The following is a 19,680-nucleotide window of genomic DNA, read 5'->3' as shown; positions in this document are numbered from 1 at the left end:
GCTACTGTCCCTCTCCGCGGACCAGGATGGATGAGGTGGCGGTGGCGACTGCCGCGCGGGAACCGCCGGCGGCGCCGTCGGTGGCTTCTCCAGGGGCAAGCGCGAAGATTTCCGAGCGGGTGGTGATCATTGCCCCGCCGCCCATGGCGCGGACGCCGTCGACGTGCAGCTCGGCGACGAGCCGGTCACCGGCGACGATGGGGCGGTGGTGGACGAAGCGCTGGTCGGCGTGGACCACGCGGGAAAAGTCGATGCCGGACTCGGGATCCTCGATCAGCTGGGCGTCGGCGCGCTGGGCGATGATGATGGCGAAGGTCGGCGGCGCCACGAGGTCGCTGTGGCCGAGGGCGGCGGCCGCGTCGACGTCGAAGTGGGCCGGGTGCGTGGCCTTGACCGCGCGCGCGAACTCGCGGATCTTCTCGCGGCCGACGTCGTACACCTCTGCGGCAGGGTAGCTGCGCCCCTGCAGGTCCGGATTGATAGTCATGGTTCAAGCCTAGTGCCACGCCTCCGGCGGCCGTCCCTGACACTCCTGCACGGCCCAGCACCGGAATGGTATGATGAAAACATCAATCCATCAACCCAGTTGTTCCGCCGCGGCTGCGGAGCAAGAGAGCCCAGGCCAGCCATGATTTCAGCGGCGCAGACCCCTTTGTACGAGATCAAGGCGAACCTTTTCAAGGCCCTCGCCCATCCGGCCCGGATCCGGGTGCTGGAACTGCTGGCCGCCGCCCCGGACGTCGCGGCGCCGGTCAGCTATCTCCTGGCCGAGACGGGCCTTGAGGCCTCCCATCTGTCCCAGCACCTGGCGACTCTCCGCCGGCACGGGGTGGTGACCTCTGTCCGGTCAGCGAATGCCGTCACCTACCGGCTGGCCCACCCGAAGATTTCAGAACTGCTGGCCATAGCCAGGATCTTCCTCCTGGACCGGCTGGCCGGCTCCAACGAGCAGTTGCGGCTCGCGCAGGAGTTGCCGGACGGGCATCTCCAGGGCTCCGCCTCGTGAGGGGCACATTCCCCGCACGGTTCCTGCCGTCCCGCCGCGACTACGACGGCCTGCGCTCCTCCTGGAAGACGGACCTGCTCGCCGGGATAACGGTGGGCATCGTGGCCCTCCCGCTGGCCCTCGCCTTCGGTGTGAGCTCGGGCGTCGGGGCCGAGGCCGGGCTGATCACCGCCGTGGTGGCCGGCCTGGTGGCCGCCGTCATGGGCGGCTCGCATGTCCAGGTCTCCGGGCCCACCGGTGCCATGGTGGTGGTCCTGGCCCCGGTGGTCGCCACCCACGGCGTCGGCAGCATCGCCCTGGTCTCGCTGCTGGCGGGGCTGCTGGTCATCATCCTGGGCATCAGCGGTCTGGGCCGGGCCGTGGCCTTCATCCCGCGGCCGGTGGTGGAGGGCTTCACCCTCGGCATCGCCTTGATCATCTTCCTCCAGCAGGTTCCGATGGCGACCGGCACGCAGGGAATCCCGGGCCACAACACCCTGCTGGCGGCGATCGAGAGCGCTTCCAGGGCCACGGCGCCGATGGTCCTGCAGACGCTCGGCGTCGTTGTGGGGGTTGCGGCCGTGATGTTCCTGCTCCCCAGGCTGCACAAATCCCTGCCGGCGAGCCTGATCGCGGTGCTGCTGGCCACTGTCGCATCCGAACTGCTCCGGCTGGACATCCCCCGGATCGGCGGGCTGCCGCATTCCCTGCCGGCGCCCTCGGTACCCTCCCTTGATCCTTCCGCACTCGGCGGGCTGCTCATGCCCGCGGTGTCCATCGCGACCCTGGCCGCCATCGAATCCCTGCTCTCGGCCCGGGTGTCCGCCGGCATGGTCGGCCCGGACGGCCGGCCCAGCGGGGCCTACAGCCCGGACCGCGAGCTCACGGGGCAGGGGCTGGCTTCCGTCGCGGCAGGGTTCTTCGGCGGCATGCCGGCCACCGGCGCGATCGCCCGGACCGCCGTCAACGTCCGCTCCGGCGCCAAGACCCGGCTCTCCGCGATCGTGCACGCCCTAGTGTTGCTGGCCATCATCTACCTCGCGGCCGGACTCGTCGGCAGGATCCCGCTGGCGGTCCTGGCCGGCATCCTGATGGTGACGGCAACACGCATGGTTTCAAGACACACGGTCACCGCCATCCTGCGCTCTACCCGCGCCGACGCCTTCGTGTTCATCCTGACCGCCATCATCACCGTGGCCTTCGACCTGATCGTGGCCATCGAGATCGGGTTTGTCGCCGCTGCCATCTTCACGTTGCGGAAGTTCGCCTCCCTGAGCGGGGTGCAGCGCGAGGAAATTCCGGGGGTACCCGTTCCCGGGGACGAGCACATTGCCGTCTTCCGGCTGGAGGGGGCCATGTTCTTCGGTGCCGCCGAACGGGTGCTGCAGGAAATCAGCAGGGTCAAGGACATCCAGGTGGCCATCATCCGGCTGTCACAGGTGCGGATGCTCGATGCCACGGGCGCCCACACCCTGGTTGAGGTCATCTCGGCCCTGGAGTTGAGGGGCGTCACGGTCCTGCTCAAGGGGGTCCAGCCGCAGCATCTGGAGCTCGTGACCAACGTCGGGGTGATCCGCTCGCTGCGGCACCACAAGCACCTGTTCACCGCCCTGCCCGCGGCCGTGGAGCACGCCCGGAGCCATGTCCGGCGGAACGCGGCTGTCAGCGCTTGAGGTTCTTCCGGATCGTCTGGCCGCGGACAACGATTCCCGCGATGTGCAGGATCAGCCCCAGACCGATCACCGGCAGGGACGCCACGGCCAGGCCCTGGTTGTGGGAGGTGTTGCCCACGATGTTCAGGATGATGCCGAGGGCAATCAGACCCATGGCGCTGAAGACGAGCACCTTGTAGGTGGTTGTCGCGGAGGCCCAGAATTCGTTCAGCACCGTGCCAGTCTACCGGCGCTCACCAAAAGACCCCGTGGACCGGATATCGGATATCGGCCACGGGGTCTCCCCAGTTCGTTCGGGTGCGGCTACAGCGCCGGCTGCACCCCAAAGGCCACCGCGAGCTTCATGATCTTCTCGGCGCGGCCCAGGCGCGGCAGGTCGGATCCGTCGCGGATCACGCGGCCGCTGGCCTCGAAGTCGGCCATGAAGTCCGTGGCCCAGGCGACGTCCGACGGCGTGGGGCTGATGACCTCGTTGATGATGGACGTCTGGTCGATGGCCAGGCAGAGCTTGCCGGTCATGCCCATCATGACGGTGATGGCGGTCTGCTCGCGCAGGATGGGGTGGTTCGTTCCCACCGTGGGCCCGTCGATCGGGCCGGGCAGGTTGCCGACGCGGCTGGCCACCACCAGCTTGGCACGCGGGTAGGCCATTGCCTCGGGGGTGGCCGCCATGCCGGTGTCGCGGCGGAAGTCGCCCGAGCCGAAGGCCAGGCGGAACGCGCCCTGGGCCCTGGCGATGTGGTTGGCTTCCTCGATGCCCAGGGCCGACTCGACGAGCGCGATGACCGGGGTCTTGCCGTCCATGCGGTGGAAGCTTTCGGTGACCTGGTCGGCGGACTCGGTCTTGGCGAGCATGACGCCCAGCAGTCCCGGGGTGCCGCGGAGCCCGGCGAGGTCATCGGCCCAGAAGGGGCTGGTCGCGTCGTTGATGCGGACCCAGGCGCTGCCGCCGGCGGTCAGCCAGTCGACGACGTGTTCACGCGCGGCGTCCTTCTGGGAAGGGTCCACGGCGTCTTCGATGTCAAGGACGACCGCATCCGCGCGTCCGGCGGCGGATTCGGCGAACAGCTCGGGTTTCATTGCGTTGACCAGCAGCCAGGAGCGGGCGATCTCGGCCGGGATGTTGCGGTGGGGCCGGACGGTTCCGGCGGTGGTGGTAGACGTCATGTATCTACGCTAGCCGCACCGGGGTACCTCCAGCCAAGTATTCCGGCCATCCGGGGGACCAATACGACCAAAATCACGCAACGACGGCGGTATCTGAGGCTAACCGCCGGGAACAGCCGCCGGGCTCCCTCGGTCCAGGACATGGAGCAGCCTCGCGAATTCGGAGCAGTCTTCCCCTGCGCCTTCATTACGGCAGGTCTCTGTGTCCATGGCCCGGGACAATTCATCCTGGCTCAGCCGGGACAACGCCCAGCCGAGGGGAGGGTCGATTCTCGGATGGCGGTCGGGAGCCAGCACGACGGTGCTCTTGCCTCCCAGCCTGCTCTTAAGCTCCTTAGAGGCCGCCGCGCACTCCCCGGAAGCAGGGCCACAGACGTCGTCGTCCGACGCAAGTCTCTGCAGCCAGCTGCTGGCGTCCGACTGGAGATTCTTGGCGCTGATGCCCAGCAGGGGAACAGCAAGTTCCCCTGCTGCCCTTGGCGGTCCGGTGAGGACATCAGCCCCGCGTGAGTTCCGGACATACAGGAAGACCGGCGCGAAATACGTCCCGCCGGCACCCACCGTCAGGTTGTGCTGCCTGAGTTCCTCCTGGAACAGCGGCCAGACGTCATTAACCGTGCCGAGCCCGGATCCTTCGGAGTAGCCGCCATCGATGGCCTGGTAGGAATTGCCCGGGGAACACCCGGATTCGGACCGGTAGGGGACCCTGCCTGCCGGCGAGATGATGGGAAACCGTGCGGAAATCATCGCAGCCGTCGACCACGACATGGCCAGGGGGCAGGCGTCCTGGCTCATCAGGTCGATGGAAAGTGGCGTCCCGCCATTGCGGCAACTCGCGTCCTTGGCAACACCGGTTCTCGCGGCGGAGCTCCCGTCAAGATCGATTTGGCTGATGAGGAGGCGGCATCCGATCCCGGACGCCGTGGAGTTCAGAATCAACGCACCGGTTGGGCCCGTCTGCGAGTCAGCAGGCCGCCAGGGTTCCGCCAGCTTCTTCGCCGCAGATTCCCAGGCCCGCTCCATGAGGGCGGCCCGGTCCTGCCAACCGTTCCGGTCATCGGCGGCTACCAGGAGGCCGGTCCCCGCGGCGACCATGTCCCTTGTGAGCGTCCCGGCAACTCCGACGGCCAGTGCATCCGGAGCAGCCATGCGGGTCACGAGGGCCAGCGGTGTCACACGGGTCCGCTGTGCTTCTTCCCCGTAGAGCTGCGCTACGACCAGGCCCAACGAGCCGCCGCTCACGCCGCTTGATAGCACCACGGACGTGGACCCGCACCGGTGCGACGCAAGTTCCGTGAAGGCGCTGGCAATCCAGACGGCCGCCCGGATGCCGCCGCCCTCGGCGGCCACGAAAATCACGGGACGGACCTTGGCCGCTGTCCCGGGAACGGAAATGGCGCAGCCGCCATTCGAGGCGGTCCACCGCCTAAAGTACTCATCCAGTTCCAGCCGCCTTTCGTTGGCCGAAGTGGGGCTCGATTGGCGGATCGCGTGCACGCGGCTGTCCCCTCCGTTGATGGACGTTACGACGAGGGTCAGGAGGATCAGGGTCACAATGGGGTTGGCCCGCAGGCCGAACTTCTCGAAAACCGGCATTGCCCGCTGTTCCTGCAGCTGGACTACGAGAAAACCAATGGCGATCGTCCATGCGAGAACACTGAGAACCGCGGTGGCAGGAACCCCGACCGTCCGTGCGGCCCAGTCCGGCGCCGCCTCGTACCATCCCAGCACCAGGCAGGAGACTGCCAGCGATGCCCAGGAAGCGTTCCTGGACAGTTTTCCGGATGCCACCCGCGGATCGAGAAGGCCTGCGAGCGGCCCGGTTGTTGTTGACGTCCATGTCCATCGCAGCAGCCGCGTGCCGGCGAAGAACCCGAAAAGCACAGCCAGCCATCCGAGGCCAAGGAAGACCGGCGGCCATCCCCAGTCCAGGTGCCATCCGCTCACTGCAGCCAATGCCAGCGGAGCCGAAAATGACCGGATGAGCGCCATGCCCGATACGACGAGGAACAGGCAGGCCAGTGCGTCGCCGCAGCGCCACACGGCGACGGCCCGCCCCCGGTCGCGCGTCCGGGGTGTTGGCTCGACGGAGGGGCTGACTGCCTTGATCAGCCATGAGGCAAGCACAACTGCAATCGGAATACCAATGACGACGAGCATCCCGACGCCCGGGGGCTCCGGAAGCCGCCGCGCCAGGGCGGCCGCGCTGAGTCCGGCGACCAGGAGCATAGGACCGTATGCCCACCACCACACGCTGGGCGCCTTCTTCGGTGCTGACTTCGCGAACAGTGCCCACGCCAGCTCAGACCTCCGCCTCCCGAGCACAAACAGACCCGCAGTCCCCGCCAGCACGGTGGCCCATGCCCACCACCAGTGGGCTTCCCCCAGACCCTGGGCAGCCCAGGACCTCTGCGCGTCCGGAAGCTGGTCGCTGACACCGGGGATGGGCAGCAGGGCCATCGCCGCGATGCCGGCGACCGCAGCAAGGTTCAGCCGGTGGAAGAGCAACGCCCGATAGACACCCTTCAACCGCCTCCGCAACCGCCGCCGCAGGACCTCATCGGCCCAGGCGAACAGCACCACGGCCAGCAGAGCGGCCCATTTGGCGTAGGCGGCAAGCCAAAGCGGTGCGTTCAGGAATGGGATCCCCGGATGCCCCGCGGAAAACACCATGAACACGGACTCGACGGCTTCGCAGGCGAATTCGAAGATGACCAGGCGCGTCACCCACTTCCGGCCACGGAAAATCCCCCGGAGCAGCAGGAAATAGCTCAGCGCGAACAACAAATCGACCGCCGCGTAGATGACCAGCAGCCCCGCGACCTCCGGGACGGCGGCCGGATGCAACCGGGCCCAGATGTCCCACGAGTCCCGCCGCGCATACGCCTCCAGCCCCTGCAGGCCGGCCGCTGACCGGCCCGCCCCGCCGTCCTGGGGTGCGGCTCCTTCAATGAGCCGGTCCAGCTCCGTCAAGGTGATCCAGAGCGAAATGGCAACAACTGTGAGCGTCGGGAACTTCCACCGGAAGATCCATCCGGCGTAGGCGGGCAATGGAGCGGCCGGCGCCACCTGTCCGTTCCCCATGACAACCCCCGCGTTGGATGCCGATCGCGCCGCGCCAGCGGAGACCCTGGACGCGTGGTTGAATCCTGCCCCCGCGATTTCGGCGTGTCAATCAATGTAAGTAACTGTTTTGCGGGCACGCCGCCGGGCTACGGGATGTCGCTGCCGCGTGCGGTGATCCAGAGCCGGTACCACTGCGCCCGGGTCATGGCCGCGGCCACCGCGGCGGCGCCGGCACAGGCCCTGATCCGGCCGGGGTTGGCGGTGCCGATCACCGGGGCGATCCCGGCCGGGTGCTTCATCAGCCAGCCCAGCAGGATCGATTCGCCGGTGGTTCCCTGCTCCGCGGCCAGGGCGGCCACGAGGGCCGCCGTGGCCGAGTCCGCCGCCGTCGGCATGGCGGCCGGGGCTCCGGTGTACAGCCCGCGGGCGAGCGCGCCGTAGGCCTGCACGGTGATGCCCTTGCGGACGCAGTGCTCCACCGTGCCGTGCGGGAAGCTGAAGTCCGTGCCGTCGGCATGGTTGACCAGCACGGTGCTCTCCAGCCAGGCCCGCGCCAGCAGGCTCATTTCCAGCTGGTTGGCGACCACCGGGGTCTCCAGCCGGTCCTGCAGCATCTCGATCTGCGGCCCGGACATGTTGGACACGCCGACGGCCCGCACCTTGCCTTCCGCCATCAGCTGCCCGACGGCGGACGCCACCTCCGCGGGGTCCATGAGCGGATCGGGGCGGTGCAGCATCAGCACGTCCACGTAGTCCGTGCGGAGGCGTGCCAGGCTTTCGTTGACCCGTTCCAGGATGGCGCCGCGGCTCAGGTCGTAGTACGTCCCGAGCCCCTGCTCGTTGAGGCGGATCCCGCATTTGGTCTGCAGCCGGATCCGTTCCCGCAGCCCGGGGGTCTGCGCCAGCACCTCGCCGAACACCGCCTCGGCCTTGCCGTTGCGGTAGATGTCCGCATGGTCGAACAGGGTGATCCCCGCCTCGAGGGCGGCGCCGACGGCGGCAGCCGCCTCGTCCACCTGCGCGGACGAGTACGGCTCCGCCGACCAGCTGCCGCCGAGGCCCATGCAGCCGTAGATCAGCTCCTGGCTTGACTGGGGCGAGGCGCTCACCGCAGCCAGACGGTGGTGTTGCCGGGGAGGAGCCTGCCGTCCAGCGGTCCGCTGCTGACCAGCACGGTGCCGGCGGGGAGCCCGACAGCCCCGCCGCCGAAGTTGGTCACGGACTGCCAGCCGCCGGGACGGCGGAAGTGCAGGACGCCGGCGTTGCCGGTATCCAGCCATTCCAGTTCCTCGGCGCCCTGCAGCTCGCGGCGGAGCCTGAGGGCCTGGCGGTAGAACTCCAGGGTGGACCCCTCGGCGCCGTCCTGGGCTGCCACGGCGTAGCGGCCGAACCAGGCCGGCTGCGGCAGGTGGGCGCCGCCGTCGCCGAAGCCGAAGGAGGCGCCGTCCGGGGTCCAGGGCAGCGGCACGCGGCAGCCGTCGCGGCCGATCTCGACCCCCTTGTTGCGGAAGAAGGCGGGATCCTGGCGCGCGGCGTCGGGGATCTCCGTGACTTCCTGCAGGCCCAGTTCCTCGCCCTGGTACAGGTAGGCGGAGCCCGGCAGAGCCAGCATCAGCAGCGTGGCGGCGCGGGCGCGGCGCAGGCCGAGTCCGGCGTCGAGCTCCCCGGCCGGGGCGCCGGCGAGCAGCCAGCCCTTGCCGTCCTGGCCTTTGGCATGCCGGCCGCCGCCCTTGGGCAGGCCGTAGCGGGTGGCGTGCCGGACGACGTCGTGGTTGGAAAAGACCCAGGTCGACGACGCGCCGGATACGGCCGCCTCGGCGAGGTTCCGGGTGATGATCTCGCGGAACGCCCCGGCGTCGAAGTCGGCCTGCAGGAGGTCGAAGTTGAACGCCTGGCCCAGGCCCTGCGGGCTGGCGTAGCGGCCGCGGCGGCTGGCGTGAACCCAGGCCTCGGCGACGGCGGTGCGCGGCGGGCTGTACTCGTTGAAGACCTCGCGCCATTCGGCGTAGATCTCGTGGACTTCGTCGCGGTCCCAGAACGGGTGGGAGCCGTCGGTGGCGGTGCCCTCGAGGCTGAGCTCGACCCTGGACAGCAGCGGCTCGGTGAGGTCCTTGGTCAGGGCGTGCGCCACGTCGACGCGGAAGCCGTCCACGCCGCGGTCGGACCAGAAGCGGAGGGTCTTCAGGAAGTCGTCGCGGATTTCGCGGCTGGACCAGTTCAGGTCCGGCTGCTCCTTGGCGAAGATGTGCATGTACCACTGGCCGGGGGTGCCGTCGGGTTCGGTGATGCGTTCCCAGGCGGGGCCGCCGAAGACGGATTCCCAGTCCGACGGCGGCAGCCCGCCGTCCGGCCCGAGCCCGTCCCGGAAGATGTAGCGCTCGCGCGCGGCCGAGCCCCGGGGGGATGCGAGGGCTTCCTTGAACCACGCGTGGCGGTTGGAGGAGTGGTTCGGGACGATGTCCGCGATCAGCTTGATGCCGGCGGCATGCAGCGCGGCGGACATCCCGTCGAAGTCAGCCAGGCTGCCCAGCTTGGGGTCCACGTCGCGGTAGTCGTCGACGTCGTAGCCTCCGTCGGCCAGGGCGGACGGGTAGAACGGGCTCAGCCAGACGGCGTCGATCCCGAGTTTTTTCAGGTAGGGGACCTTGGCCGTGATGCCCCTGATGTCCCCCAGTCCGTCGCCGTTGGAGTCGGAAAAGCTGCGCGGGTAGATCTGGTACACGGACGCCTGGCGCCACCAGTTGGGATCGGCGGAGAGGTTGGAACCGGACAGGGTTGCCAGTGTGGCGGTGTTGGACAAGGGAGCATCCTTCGGGGTTCGGAACCGGGTCTCTGGTATTTTAGATACAAGCTAAATATATTGTCCGGACAATTATCCGTCCCCTTGCAGGAGAGGTCAAGGTTCGATGCCCCAGGATCCCGCGCCGCGGCCGGCGGCCACCCCCCAGCTCCTGCGCCGCGTCAACGCCCTGGCCGTCCTGGGCCATATCCGCAGCACCGACGTCGCCACCGGGACCGGGCTGATGGCCCGGACCGGGCTGACCCGGGCCTCGGTCATCGCCGTCTGCGAGGACCTGATCCGGCGCGGCTGGATCCGCGAACTGGACAGCCCCCGAGGGGATGGTGAGGCCGCCGGCAGCCCCCGGAAGGGCCGGCCGGCCCGGCGCTTCGAACTCAATTCACGGGCCGGATTCGTGCTGGGCATCGACATCGGCGCCGCCACCACGACGGCGGCCGTCGCCGACCTCCGCGGCACCGTCGTCGGGCGCTCCAGCGAGAGCTTCCGGGCCGCCGACATCCCCGCGGCGGAGCGGATCGGCGTCGTGGACCGGGCCTGCCGGCAGGCGCTGGCGGCAGCGGGAGCGGCCCCGGGCAGGATCCTCGCGGCCGGTGCCGGCATTGCGGCGCCGGTGGACCGCAACGGCAACGTGCTGGCGTCCCGGCACTTCTGGAGCCTGTTCGACGTCGGGCTCCGCTCCGCGTTCCGGGAACTGCACGGCTGGACGGTGCTGCTGGAGAATGACGCCAATCTCGCCGTGCTCGGCGAACGCTGGCGCGGCTCCGGCGCGGGGGTGGACGACCTCGTGGTGCTGCTGGCGGGCGAACGCCTGGGCGCCGGGGTGCTGGAATCAGGCCGGCTGCTGCATGGCCGCGGCGGCGCGGCCGGCGAAATGGGCTACCTGGACCTGGTGGAGGGTGTCGGATCCAGCGACGGAATCGCCGCCCTCGCGAGGCAGTGGTCCGCGGCCGGCAACGGCACGCCCGGCGGATCCGCGGGCGCACGGCAGGTATTTGCGGACGCCGCCGCCGGGGACCCCGCCGCGCGCGCGGTCCTGGACCGGATTTCCGAGCGGATGGCGCGCGTCATCGCCACCATCTCCAGCTTCATCAACCCGGAGCAGCTCGTGATCGGCGGCGCCGTCGCCGCGTCCGCTGCCATGCTCCTGCCCGGCATCACCGCCGCACTGCCCCGTTTCACCGCCACTCCCCCGCGCGTGTCGGTCTCCCCGCTGGGCGACGCCATCGTCAGCATCGGGGCGATCCGGCACGCGCTGGACTATGTCGAGGCGAATGCCCTGGAACTGGAGCTGAGCCCGTCGCCGGAGTGAGCATGCACAGTGACCATGCAGCGCGGTCACTCCGGCATGATCATGGTGCGCAGGTCCAGCTGGCGCAGCACCCGGTCCGCGACTTCGGGGTCCATGTCCGGTTCATTCCGGGCGGCCACCACTTCCTGCCGGGCCGCATCGAGGGCGATCGTCTGGACCGCAATGGCAAGCTCGCGTCCGCGTTTGCGCTTCTCCCCCAGGCTTTCGTCCTTCAGGCTGCCGTCCAGCAGTTCGGCATGAAGCCGCGTCATCTTCTCCTTGACGAGCGCCACCTTTTCCGGCGGCAGCTCCCGCATCAGCTCGGTGTCCTTCAGCGCCGCGATGGCGGCCTGCTGCGCGCGGTGGGCCAGGAGCCGTGCGGCGTCGCGCTCCCGGGAGCCGTCCTCCGAAGCCTTCAGGAGCCGCATCAGCCACGGAAGCGTCAGCCCGGGCAGCACCAGGGTGGCCAGCAGCACCGCGCACGTGATCACCAGGAGCTGGCTGCGGGCCGGGAACGGGGTCCCGTCGGCCAGGGTCAGCGGCAGCGCCAAAGCGAGCGCCAGCGTCGCAAGGCCGCGCATCCCGCACCAGGTCAGGATGAGGACTTCCTTGGCGGAGGTGGGGCGCAGGCCGTCCTTCGTGGCCCGGGACAGTCCGGACATCATCGCCATCCACAGGAACCGCACCGCCAGCACCAGCACACAGACGACGACGGCCGTACCGATCATGCCGAAAATGCTGCTGCCTTCGTCCCGGATGACCTGCCGCACCTCCAGCCCCGCCAGCCCGAACGCCAGACCGGTCACCAGCAGCTCCACGACGTCCCAGAACGCGGTGCGCGTGACCCTCTCGGCGGCGTCCTGCGGCCTCGACTGGCGCTGTATCTCGAGGGCGGTGACGACGACGGCGATCACGCCGGAGGCATGCACCTCCTCCGCCAGGATGTAGGCCGCGAACGGCACCACGAGCGTGACGGCGCTGCGCGCCACCATGGAGGTGACGAGCCGGGTGATCAGGCTGGTGAGCCAGCCCATGGCAGTGCCCACCACGACGGCGACCGCGGCCCCCAGGAGGAACTGCAGCACGACGTCGGGCGCAATCCTGGTGCCCGACACCGTCGCGGCAACCGCTGCCTGGAAGATGACGATGGCGGCGGCGTCGTTGAAGAGGCCCTCGCTCTGCAGCACGGTGATGAGCCGCCGGGGCATATGGACGCGGCCCGCGATGGAGTCCACGGCGATGGGATCGGGCGGGGCCACCATGGCGCCGAGGGCGATCGCCGCGGGGATGCCGATGCCCGGGATCATGAGCCACGCCGCGCCGGCCACGACGGCCGTGGAGACCACCACGAGGGCGACGGCCAGCATGAGCAGGGTGCGCCAGCGGACCCGGAACACGGCCCAGGAGCTGCGCTGCGCCGTGGCGAACAGGAGGGGAGGAAGGAAGATGGGCAGGATCAGCTCCGGCGAAATCGCCAGCTCCGGGAAGCCCGGGAAGAAGGTCAGCGCGGCGGCCAGGATCAGCATCAGGACCGGGTAGGGCAGCCGCAGCCTGTCCCCCACACCCACCGCCACCACCGTGGCCAGCAGCAGTCCCACGATGAGTGCCAGCTGGTCCATGCGCTCTCTTTCCCCGGGGGTAGGGCCGCGATCCGTTCTGGATGCGCCGGCCGCCTCCACCACTTTACCGGGAGGCCGGCGGGAGCCGGCCGGGTGGCCCGGTGGCCGGGTGGCCGGCCGGAGCTACGGCTGGTCGGGTGGCTCCAGCGCTGCCGCGAGGGGCAGCGTGCCGTCCCGGAAGGTAATGGTGTGTCCGATGCTGGCCGGCAGCCCGAGCGCCGCGGCCGCCACCCGGGCGACGTTGGCGCGCGCGGTGGCGGTGCCGTCCGAGGTGTCGGCGGGATCGACGTCGATCAGCCCGTTGCCGGGCCCGTCCGTGAGGGTGCCGGGGCCGAGGATGGTCCAGTCCAGGCCCGTGCCGCGCAGGTAGGCGTCCGCGGCGGCCTTGGCCTCGGCATAGGCGAAGAAGCCGTTGTCCGGCGGCACCCCGTGGTCCGGCCGGGCGCCCAGGTAGGACACCATGACATACCGTCCGACGCCGGCCTGCACCGCCGCGTCCATCGACCGGATCGCGGCGTCCCGGTCCACCGCGTAGGTGCGCTCCGGGTCGCCGCCGCCCGCGCCGGCGGACCAGACCACGGCGTCGTGGTTGCGGAGGGCTTCGGCGATTTCCGCCGTCGTCGAGTGTTCCACGTCCAGGACCGACGGCGTGGCGCCGGTGGCGGCGACGTCGCCGGCGTGCTCCGGATTGCGGATCAGGGACGTGACGTCGTCCCCTTCCGCGGTGAGGACCCGGGAAAGTTCCAAGGCCACCTTGCCGTGGCCGCCGATGATTGCGATTCGCGTCATGGACCCATTCTGTCCCACTCCGGCCGCGGATAGCAGTTGTGCGGCCCGGTTCCGGCGGGAGGCGTCACGTGGCGCAGACTTTTGGCCGCCGCCGGACCGTCCGGCGGCGGCAATCCGCCCCGGCGTCCCCCGAGTCCGCCCGAAAGTCTGCGCCGCGTGACACCGTCCTCCGGCTGGTTCAACGCACGAGAGAAAATCAAGCAGCACCCCCGGGCCCACGCCGGTCACTGACGAAGAACTGCTGCGCCATGGTCCAGAGGTTGGTGGTGGTCCAGTAGATCAGGACGCCGATGGGGAAGATGATGCCGCCCACGCCGAAGACGACCGGCAGGATATACAGCATCATCTTCTGCTGCTTCATGAACGGGCTGGCCATGGCCTCTTCGGACATGTTCTTCGCCATGATCTGCTTCTGGGTGATGAACTGCGAGGCCGTCATGGCCAGGATCATCAGGATCGAGAGCACCCACACGGCCACCTCATTGCCGCCGGCACCGCCGTGCAGCAGGGACGCCGAAAGCGGGGCGCCGAAGATGCTGGATTCGTCGAACTGCCGGACCTGCTCATGGCTCATGGCACCGATGCCCTCGCCGCTCGCCTTGGCGGTGCTGATGCCCGAGAGGACCTGGAACAGGGCGAAGAAGAACGGCATCTGGATCAGCATCGGCAGACACGCCGAGAACGGGTTGGTCCCGTGCTTCTTGTACAGGGCCATCTGCTCCTGCGCCATGGCCTGGCGGGAGAGCTGGTCGGTCTTGCCCTTGTACTTGTCCTGCATCTTCTTCACGTCAGGCTGCAGCAGCCGCAGACGGCGCTGGGCCTGGACCTGCCTGACGAAGACCGGAATCAGGGCGGCACGGATGACCAGCACCAGCCCGATGATGGACAGCGTCCAGGTCCAGCCGTTGGCCGCCGGCAGGCCGATGGCGCTCAGTCCGTCATGGAATCCGACCATGATGACCGAGACCAGCCACTTGAACGGGAACATGATTTGTGCAAAGAAGTCCATACGACATCCCCATTCGTCAGGTGATCATCCCGCCCTTTTGGATCGCCACCGGTTCCCGCTCTCCCGCGGCGGCATCAGAAAAAAGGTGGCGATTGCAAGGAAAATCCCGAGAGCGCAAAAAGTCCCGGGATGGCGTAGCCGAACCCGCCAAGGTAGACGGCCAGGAACCAAACCACAGGCCAAACAAGCGCATCAAGCCAGCATGCCCACCGCTGGCCGCTCTTCAATAACAGGAATGCGCCCCCGGCGAGAACGGCCACGATCGTCGCCGTCAAAATCACCAGGGCCGGTCCCTTGAGGACGTCGCCATCGGTATAAACGCCAGCGGCGTCTCTTGCCAGCGTCTGCCCGAGGCCGACTGACGCCGCTACGACGAGCCATATTCCCCCGGCCAGCAGCATCACGTTCACAGTTTGCAGGGTGTTGTAGGGCGCTCCACCCAAGTGAATGTCCTTATCCAAGCCGTGCGCCATACTCGTCAGTCTGCCATTTATCGCCGGCCCCACCACGGACGAGGGTCGTCCGCGAGGGGTCGTCGCCAGCCACCGCCGCTGCCGTCGTCGTCGTCGTTCCAGTGATCGGGTGGGAGTTGGTTCTAGCAAAAGACCCCCGGAATCTCGCGGATTCCGGGGGTCTTAGTCTGTAGCGGTGGGGAGGCTCGATCTCCCGACCTCACGATTATGAGTCGTGCGCTCTAACCAACTGAGCTACACCGCCATAAATGAGGAAAACCCGTGCGAAGCCGGTCAAAACCGCCTTGACACAGGCCCTCATTCAGAGCCCCCCACCGGAATCGATCCGGTGACCTCGTTCTTACCAAGAACGCGCTCTACCACTGAGCTAGGGGGGCAACGAGTAAATACTCTACCGGAAGATTCCCGGTCCAACAAATCGGCGGGCGGAGGGCCCCGAAAGCGCCGAAATACCGGCAAACCGGGCCGTTTTTCGCCGCTAAACCGCCGAGGAAAGCCCTCCGCCGGAACCGGGCGCGAAGGAATGTGACGAAGCAAACTTAAGCAGGAACGGGCCGGCTGTGAGGCCGGCCCGTTCCCAGGGTCAATCAGTGCTTAGCAGCTGCTGGCTACCACTTGGTGCGGGGCTTGAAGCCGCCCTCGGTGCGCGGCTTGCGGGCCGCATCGGAGGAGACGCCGCGTTCGCTGAAGGAGCGTCCGCCGCGGTCAGCCGAGGAACGCTCGCCGCCGCCGGCGTAGCCGCCGCGGTCGCCGTCGCTCTTGCGGAATTCGCGCTTGAAGCCGCCGTTGCCCTTGAAGTTGCCGCCACGGTCCCCGCCGCCGGAGAAGCCGCCGCGGTCGCCGCCACGGCTGGCGCCCTGGTAGCCGCCACGGTCGCCGCCGCGGTCGCTCGCGGGTGAACGGCCCTTGTCCAGCTCGAGGTGGATCAGCTCGCCGCCGATCCGGGTGCGGGACAGTGCCTTGAGCTGGTCGGCGCTGAGGTCTGCGGGAAGCTCCACGAGGGAGTGGTCCGCGCGGATGTCGATGCCGCCGATCTGGGCCGAGGAGATGCCGCCCTCGTTGGCGATGGCGCCCACGATGGACCCCGGCATGACGCGCTGGCGGCGTCCGACGGCGATCCGGTAGGTGGCGTTGCCCTCGGTCAGGGTGCGGGTCGGGCCGCGTGAGCCGAAGCCGTCCTTGGCGCGCTCGCGCTTCTGGAATTCAGGAGCGGCCGGCAGTTCCTTGACCAGGAGCGGCTGTCCGCCCTGGGCCATGACGGCCAGTGCGGCAGCGATCTCGGCGGCCGGAACGTTGTGCTCCTGCTCGTAGGAGGCGATGAGGTCGCGGAAGGCCGCGACGTCCTCGGACTCAAGCGTTTCGGTGATCTTCTCGGCGAACTTGCCCAGGCGCAGCGTGTTGACGGTCTCGGCCGTCGGCAGGTGCATCTGCTCCACCGGCTGGCGGGTTGCCTTCTCGATGGAACGCAGCAGGTACTTCTCCCGCGGCGTCATGAACAGGATCGCGTCGCCGGAACGGCCTGCACGGCCGGTGCGGCCGATGCGGTGGACGTAGGACTCGGTGTCGTGCGGGATGTCGTAGTTGACCACGTGGCTGACGCGCTCCACGTCAAGGCCGCGGGCCGCGACGTCGGTGGCGACCAGGATGTCGATCTTGCCGTCACGCAGGGCCTCGACCGTGCGCTCACGCTGCTGCTGCGGGATGTCACCGTTGATGGCGGCAGCCTGGAAGCCGCGTGACCGCAGCTTGTCGGCGAGGTCCTCGGTGGCCATCTTGGTCCGCACGAACGCGATGACGCCCTCGAAGTCTTCGACCTCAAGGATGCGGGTCAGCGCGTCGAGCTTGTGCGGGCCCATGACCTGCAGGTAGCGCTGGCGGGTGTTGGCGCCCGTGGTGGTCTTGGACTTGACCTGGACCTCGGCCGGGTTGTTCAGGTACTGCTTGGACAGCCGGCGGATCTGGCTCGGCATCGTGGCGGAGAACAGTGCAACCTGGCGACCCTCGGGGGTCTGCTGGAAGATCTGCTCGACGTCCTCGGCGAAGCCCATGCGGAGCATCTCGTCGGCCTCGTCCAGCACCAGGTACTGGAGTTCGGACAGGTCCAGGGAGCCCTTGGCGATGTGGTCGATCACGCGGCCGGGGGTGCCGACAACAACCTGGGCGCCGCGGCGCAGGCCGGCCAGCTGGGGGCCGTAGGCGGAGCCGCCGTACACCGGGAGGACGGTGAAGTCATCGATGTGCTTGGCGTAGGAGGTGAAGGCTTCGGCAACCTGGAGCGCGAGCTCACGGGTGGGGGCCAGGACCAGGGCCTGGGTCTTGCGGGACGGGCCGTTGAGGTCGTGGAGCTCGGCCAGGCGGGACAGTGCCGGTACTGCGAATGCTGCAGTCTTACCGGTACCGGTCTGGGCCAGGCCCACGACGTCGCGGCCTTCGAGCAGCAGCGGGATGGTTGCTGCCTGGATCGGGGACGGCTTCTCGTAGCCGACGTCCTGCAGGGCGGCCAGGACACGGCCGTCGATGCCGAGGTCGACGAACTTGACGCCCTCGTCCTCGGCGTCCTCATCCTCGGATGCGGCCTTGGGGGCGGACTTCGCCTCGGCCTTGGTGTCGGCCGACTTGTCCTCGGCCTTGGCCTCGGCCTTGATGTCGTCCTGGGGGGCTGCCTCGGCAGCGGCCGGGGCCTCGGTGAATACCGGGGCCTGCGTGGTTACCGGGGCTTCGGTGGTGGATCCGGCTGCGGGGGCAGCCGTCTCAGAAGTCTCGACGTCGATCGCGACGGTTTCGGTTTCGACGGAGTTGTTCTGATTTTCGGGCATAGGTGAATTTTCCTCATCCATAGGGGCCAAGCGGCACAACCCGAGGTGAGCGGAGCCGCAGTACGCGTGACCGTAAGCAGCCGGGCATCCTTTGACCGGCCGGTCACAGAAGTCCGGCGCTTTCGCAATCCCGTGGCAGGACTTCGCGCTGCATCTCTTGGCTGCTATCTCAGCAGTCTGTACAGCGTTTTCTTTAGCCGGCTCTCCCTATGAAAATGCCCGCATCACATTTGCGGGCCCCAACACTTGCCAGTCCTGCCTCAAGAATTGGGCAGGAAAAAGGGATTTCCGGAGTGGGGGATATTTCAAGTGTAGGGCATGGATCCGCACATGGGTAACCCGGGAGGCCGACGGCGGCGGTGAGCTTGCGCACACGGCCCTCCGGCCCGGCGGGATGGAAGTCAGCGGGACGGCCGGCGCCGGAACGGCACGAGCGGCGGCACGAGCGGTGGCGGCCGGCGCCACGGCTGGCGCTCACTCGCCGAGCCGGCGGCGCAGCCTCTCGAATTCCTCGTGGTACTCGGGCTGGAGGCGGATCTCGCCGTCGGCGTCGGCGTCGCGCAGTGCCTCCATGTCGTCCAGGGTGGGGTCGGAGAACCATTTCCCGATCGTCACCCCGTGGGTGGGGACGAAGATCCGGTGGATGTGGTCCCCCGCCCGGATGGTGCCGGTGTGGACCACCCGGAGGTAGGTGCCCACCTTCCCGGCGTCGGCGAACCGCCTGGCCCATTCCGGCTCGCCCATCCGCCGCTGGAAGGTCGCGCAGGGCGTGCGCGGCGAGGTCACCTCGACCTCGACGTCGAGGCCGATCTTCCAGCGTTCCCCGATCACGGCGCTGGTGGCGTCGATGCCGGCGATCCGCAGGTTCTCGCCGAAGATGCCCGGCGGCAGTTCACGCCCGAGCTCCCCGGCCCAGTAGTCGGCGTCAGCCTGGGAGTAGGCGTACAGCGCCTGGTCCTCGCCCCCGTGATGGATCCGGCTCGCCTGGATGTCCCCGCGCAGGCCCAGCTTGTGCACCCGGACGGGGCCGTCCACGGGACGCTTGTCGATCGCCGTCACGCCCACGCTGCCCGCGTCCTCAAGCAGCTGGTGAACCCGGCAGACGGCAAGCACAGATGCGGTGTCCATGGCACCAGTGTAGGCCCGGCGCGGCTCAGGACAGGGCGTTGCGGCGGACCCGCTGACTTCTCCCCCGGTTTTCCTTGCGGCGGCCCGGAAGTTGGCTAGGCTGGCTGCGGATGCTGGCCCCGCTGCGCCTAGGCTGAACCAGCTCCAGCCCGAGCATCCCGGTCAACGGGTACCGAAGGGACGAGCAAGATTGCGCAGGACGGAACCGTCCTGCGGTTACGAGCAGGGGGAAGCGGGGGGACGCATTGGGCAGGCAAGAGGACCCGGAGGAGCCACAGCCGGACAGGAAGCAGCCGGACAGGAAGCAGCCGCCGTGGCAGGTCCCCCAGCCGGAACTCCGGCCTGAGCTGCTCAACCAGGCCCCGGCCGGCGCCGGGTCCGGCGCCCAGGCCCCGGCTTCTTCCGGTCCCCCGCCGGGCGCCATCTTTGACCCCTTTGAACGCGAACGTGAGCGTGACCTGGCGGGCGCGGCGGCACGGAAGAAGCGCTCGCAGCGCCGCACCGTCGTCGTCGGGCTCGGCGTGACAGCGCTCCTGGCCGGCACCATCACCGCCATTGTTGCCAGCAACGAAGCGGAGCCCGACTACGCCCAGGTCTGCTTCAACGACGAAACCGGCGAGCGCGTCGAGGACACGAACTGCGGCAACAGCAGCAGCGCGGGACGCAGCTCCGCGCTCTACGCGTGGTACTTCTATTCCCGCGGCGCCAGCGTGCCCGGCGTGGGCCAGAACCGCTCCGGCTACCCCAGCTACACGAAGACGGTACCGTCCGGCGCGAGGACGTCCACGGGGTACAGCACCAAGGGCGGCTCCGTCAGCCGGGGCGGCTTCGGCGGCAGCTCCAAGGGCGGAAGCACGGGAGGCTAGG

General features: G+C 68.8%; 15 protein-coding genes, 2 tRNA genes and 1 pseudogene. 4 read left to right on the top strand and 14 right to left on the bottom strand.

Annotation, left to right across the window (positions count from 1 at the left end; all coding sequences use genetic code 11):
- Window position 1 precedes the first annotated feature (1 nt).
- Window positions 2-487: an FAS1-like dehydratase domain-containing protein gene (locus tag ACQCSZ_RS02300; protein WP_427006529.1), complete on the bottom strand. Its 486-nt coding sequence runs from the start codon at window positions 485-487 to the stop codon at window positions 2-4.
- Window positions 488-628: 141 nt separating this feature from the next.
- Between ACQCSZ_RS02300 and ACQCSZ_RS02295 the strand changes: the two genes are divergently transcribed.
- Window positions 629-1,006: an ArsR/SmtB family transcription factor gene (locus ACQCSZ_RS02295; protein ID WP_427006528.1), complete on the top strand. Its 378-nt coding sequence runs from the start codon at window positions 629-631 to the stop codon at window positions 1,004-1,006.
- A complete protein-coding gene (locus ACQCSZ_RS02290) occupies window positions 1,003-2,658 on the top strand; it encodes a SulP family inorganic anion transporter (RefSeq protein ID WP_427006527.1) in 1,656 nt (551 codons plus the stop codon). Before ACQCSZ_RS02295 ends, ACQCSZ_RS02290 begins: the two co-directional genes overlap by 4 nt.
- On the opposite strand, the gene ACQCSZ_RS02285 is transcribed toward ACQCSZ_RS02290, so the two are convergent.
- The 5 genes from ACQCSZ_RS02285 to ACQCSZ_RS02265 form a co-directional block, all read right to left on the bottom strand.
- A complete protein-coding gene (locus tag ACQCSZ_RS02285; protein WP_427006526.1) occupies window positions 2,648-2,872 on the bottom strand; it encodes a DUF3188 domain-containing protein in 225 nt (74 codons plus the stop codon). The genes ACQCSZ_RS02290 and ACQCSZ_RS02285 overlap by 11 nt on opposite strands.
- An 89-nt stretch (window positions 2,873-2,961) precedes the next feature.
- Window positions 2,962-3,825 carry an HpcH/HpaI aldolase/citrate lyase family protein gene (locus ACQCSZ_RS02280; RefSeq protein WP_427006525.1) on the bottom strand — a complete coding sequence of 288 codons (864 nt, stop codon included), beginning with the start codon at window positions 3,823-3,825 and terminating at the stop codon, window positions 2,962-2,964.
- 99 nt (window positions 3,826-3,924) lie between these two features.
- Complete coding sequence (locus tag ACQCSZ_RS02275; RefSeq protein WP_427006524.1) at window positions 3,925-6,909, bottom strand: hypothetical protein; 2,985 nt, start codon at window positions 6,907-6,909, stop codon at window positions 3,925-3,927.
- A 128-nt stretch (window positions 6,910-7,037) separates the two neighbouring features.
- Window positions 7,038-8,000 (bottom strand): aldo/keto reductase, encoded by a 963-nt coding sequence (locus ACQCSZ_RS02270; RefSeq protein ID WP_427006523.1) that lies wholly within the window; start codon window positions 7,998-8,000, stop codon window positions 7,038-7,040.
- Window positions 7,997-9,691 carry a glycoside hydrolase family 13 protein gene (locus ACQCSZ_RS02265; RefSeq protein WP_427006522.1) on the bottom strand — a complete coding sequence of 565 codons (1,695 nt, stop codon included), beginning with the start codon at window positions 9,689-9,691 and terminating at the stop codon, window positions 7,997-7,999. The genes ACQCSZ_RS02270 and ACQCSZ_RS02265 overlap by 4 nt, the downstream gene beginning before the upstream one ends.
- Before the next feature lie 106 nt (window positions 9,692-9,797).
- Between ACQCSZ_RS02265 and ACQCSZ_RS02260 the strand changes: the two genes are divergently transcribed.
- Window positions 9,798-11,000, top strand: coding sequence for an ROK family protein (locus ACQCSZ_RS02260; RefSeq protein ID WP_427006521.1), 1,203 nt, complete (start codon window positions 9,798-9,800; stop codon window positions 10,998-11,000).
- A gap of 26 nt (window positions 11,001-11,026) precedes the next feature.
- On the opposite strand, the gene ACQCSZ_RS02255 is transcribed toward ACQCSZ_RS02260, so the two are convergent.
- The 8 genes and pseudogenes from ACQCSZ_RS02255 to ACQCSZ_RS02220 form a co-directional block, all read right to left on the bottom strand.
- Window positions 11,027-12,598, bottom strand: a complete 1,572-nt coding sequence (locus ACQCSZ_RS02255) for a Na+/H+ antiporter (protein WP_427006520.1) — start codon at window positions 12,596-12,598, stop codon at window positions 11,027-11,029.
- 123 nt (window positions 12,599-12,721) lie between these two features.
- Window positions 12,722-13,387 (bottom strand): NAD(P)H-binding protein, encoded by a 666-nt coding sequence (locus ACQCSZ_RS02250; protein ID WP_427006519.1) that lies wholly within the window; start codon window positions 13,385-13,387, stop codon window positions 12,722-12,724.
- Window positions 13,388-13,589: 202 nt separating this feature from the next.
- A pseudogene (gene yidC / locus ACQCSZ_RS02245) lies at window positions 13,590-14,396 on the bottom strand (membrane protein insertase YidC); the annotation flags it as partial.
- Window positions 14,397-14,470: 74 nt separating this feature from the next.
- The gene (locus ACQCSZ_RS02240; RefSeq protein WP_427006518.1) at window positions 14,471-14,857 is read right to left on the bottom strand and encodes a hypothetical protein; all 387 of its coding nucleotides are present in this window, start codon (window positions 14,855-14,857) and stop codon (window positions 14,471-14,473) included.
- A gap of 182 nt (window positions 14,858-15,039) precedes the next feature.
- Window positions 15,040-15,113 (bottom strand) — tRNA-Met (locus ACQCSZ_RS02235).
- A gap of 61 nt (window positions 15,114-15,174) precedes the next feature.
- Window positions 15,175-15,246: transfer RNA gene (locus ACQCSZ_RS02230), tRNA-Thr, on the bottom strand.
- Between the two features lie 231 nt (window positions 15,247-15,477).
- Complete coding sequence (locus ACQCSZ_RS02225; RefSeq protein WP_427006517.1) at window positions 15,478-17,685, bottom strand: DEAD/DEAH box helicase; 2,208 nt, start codon at window positions 17,683-17,685, stop codon at window positions 15,478-15,480.
- A 474-nt stretch (window positions 17,686-18,159) separates the two neighbouring features.
- Entirely contained in the window at window positions 18,160-18,813 is a 654-nt protein-coding gene (locus ACQCSZ_RS02220) for an MOSC domain-containing protein (protein WP_427006516.1), read from the bottom strand.
- 245 nt (window positions 18,814-19,058) lie between these two features.
- Here ACQCSZ_RS02220 and ACQCSZ_RS02215 point away from each other — a divergent pair, with 245 nt between their 5' ends.
- Window positions 19,059-19,679 (top strand): Tat pathway signal protein, encoded by a 621-nt coding sequence (locus ACQCSZ_RS02215; protein WP_427006515.1) that lies wholly within the window; start codon window positions 19,059-19,061, stop codon window positions 19,677-19,679.
- The last annotated feature ends 1 nt before the right edge of the window (window position 19,680 follow it).

Source organism: Pseudarthrobacter sp. H2 (assembly GCF_050157045.1).
In the GTDB taxonomy this organism is placed as follows: Bacteria; Actinomycetota; Actinomycetes; order Actinomycetales; family Micrococcaceae; genus Arthrobacter.
This window is presented reverse-complemented; position numbering and strand designations above follow the sequence as displayed.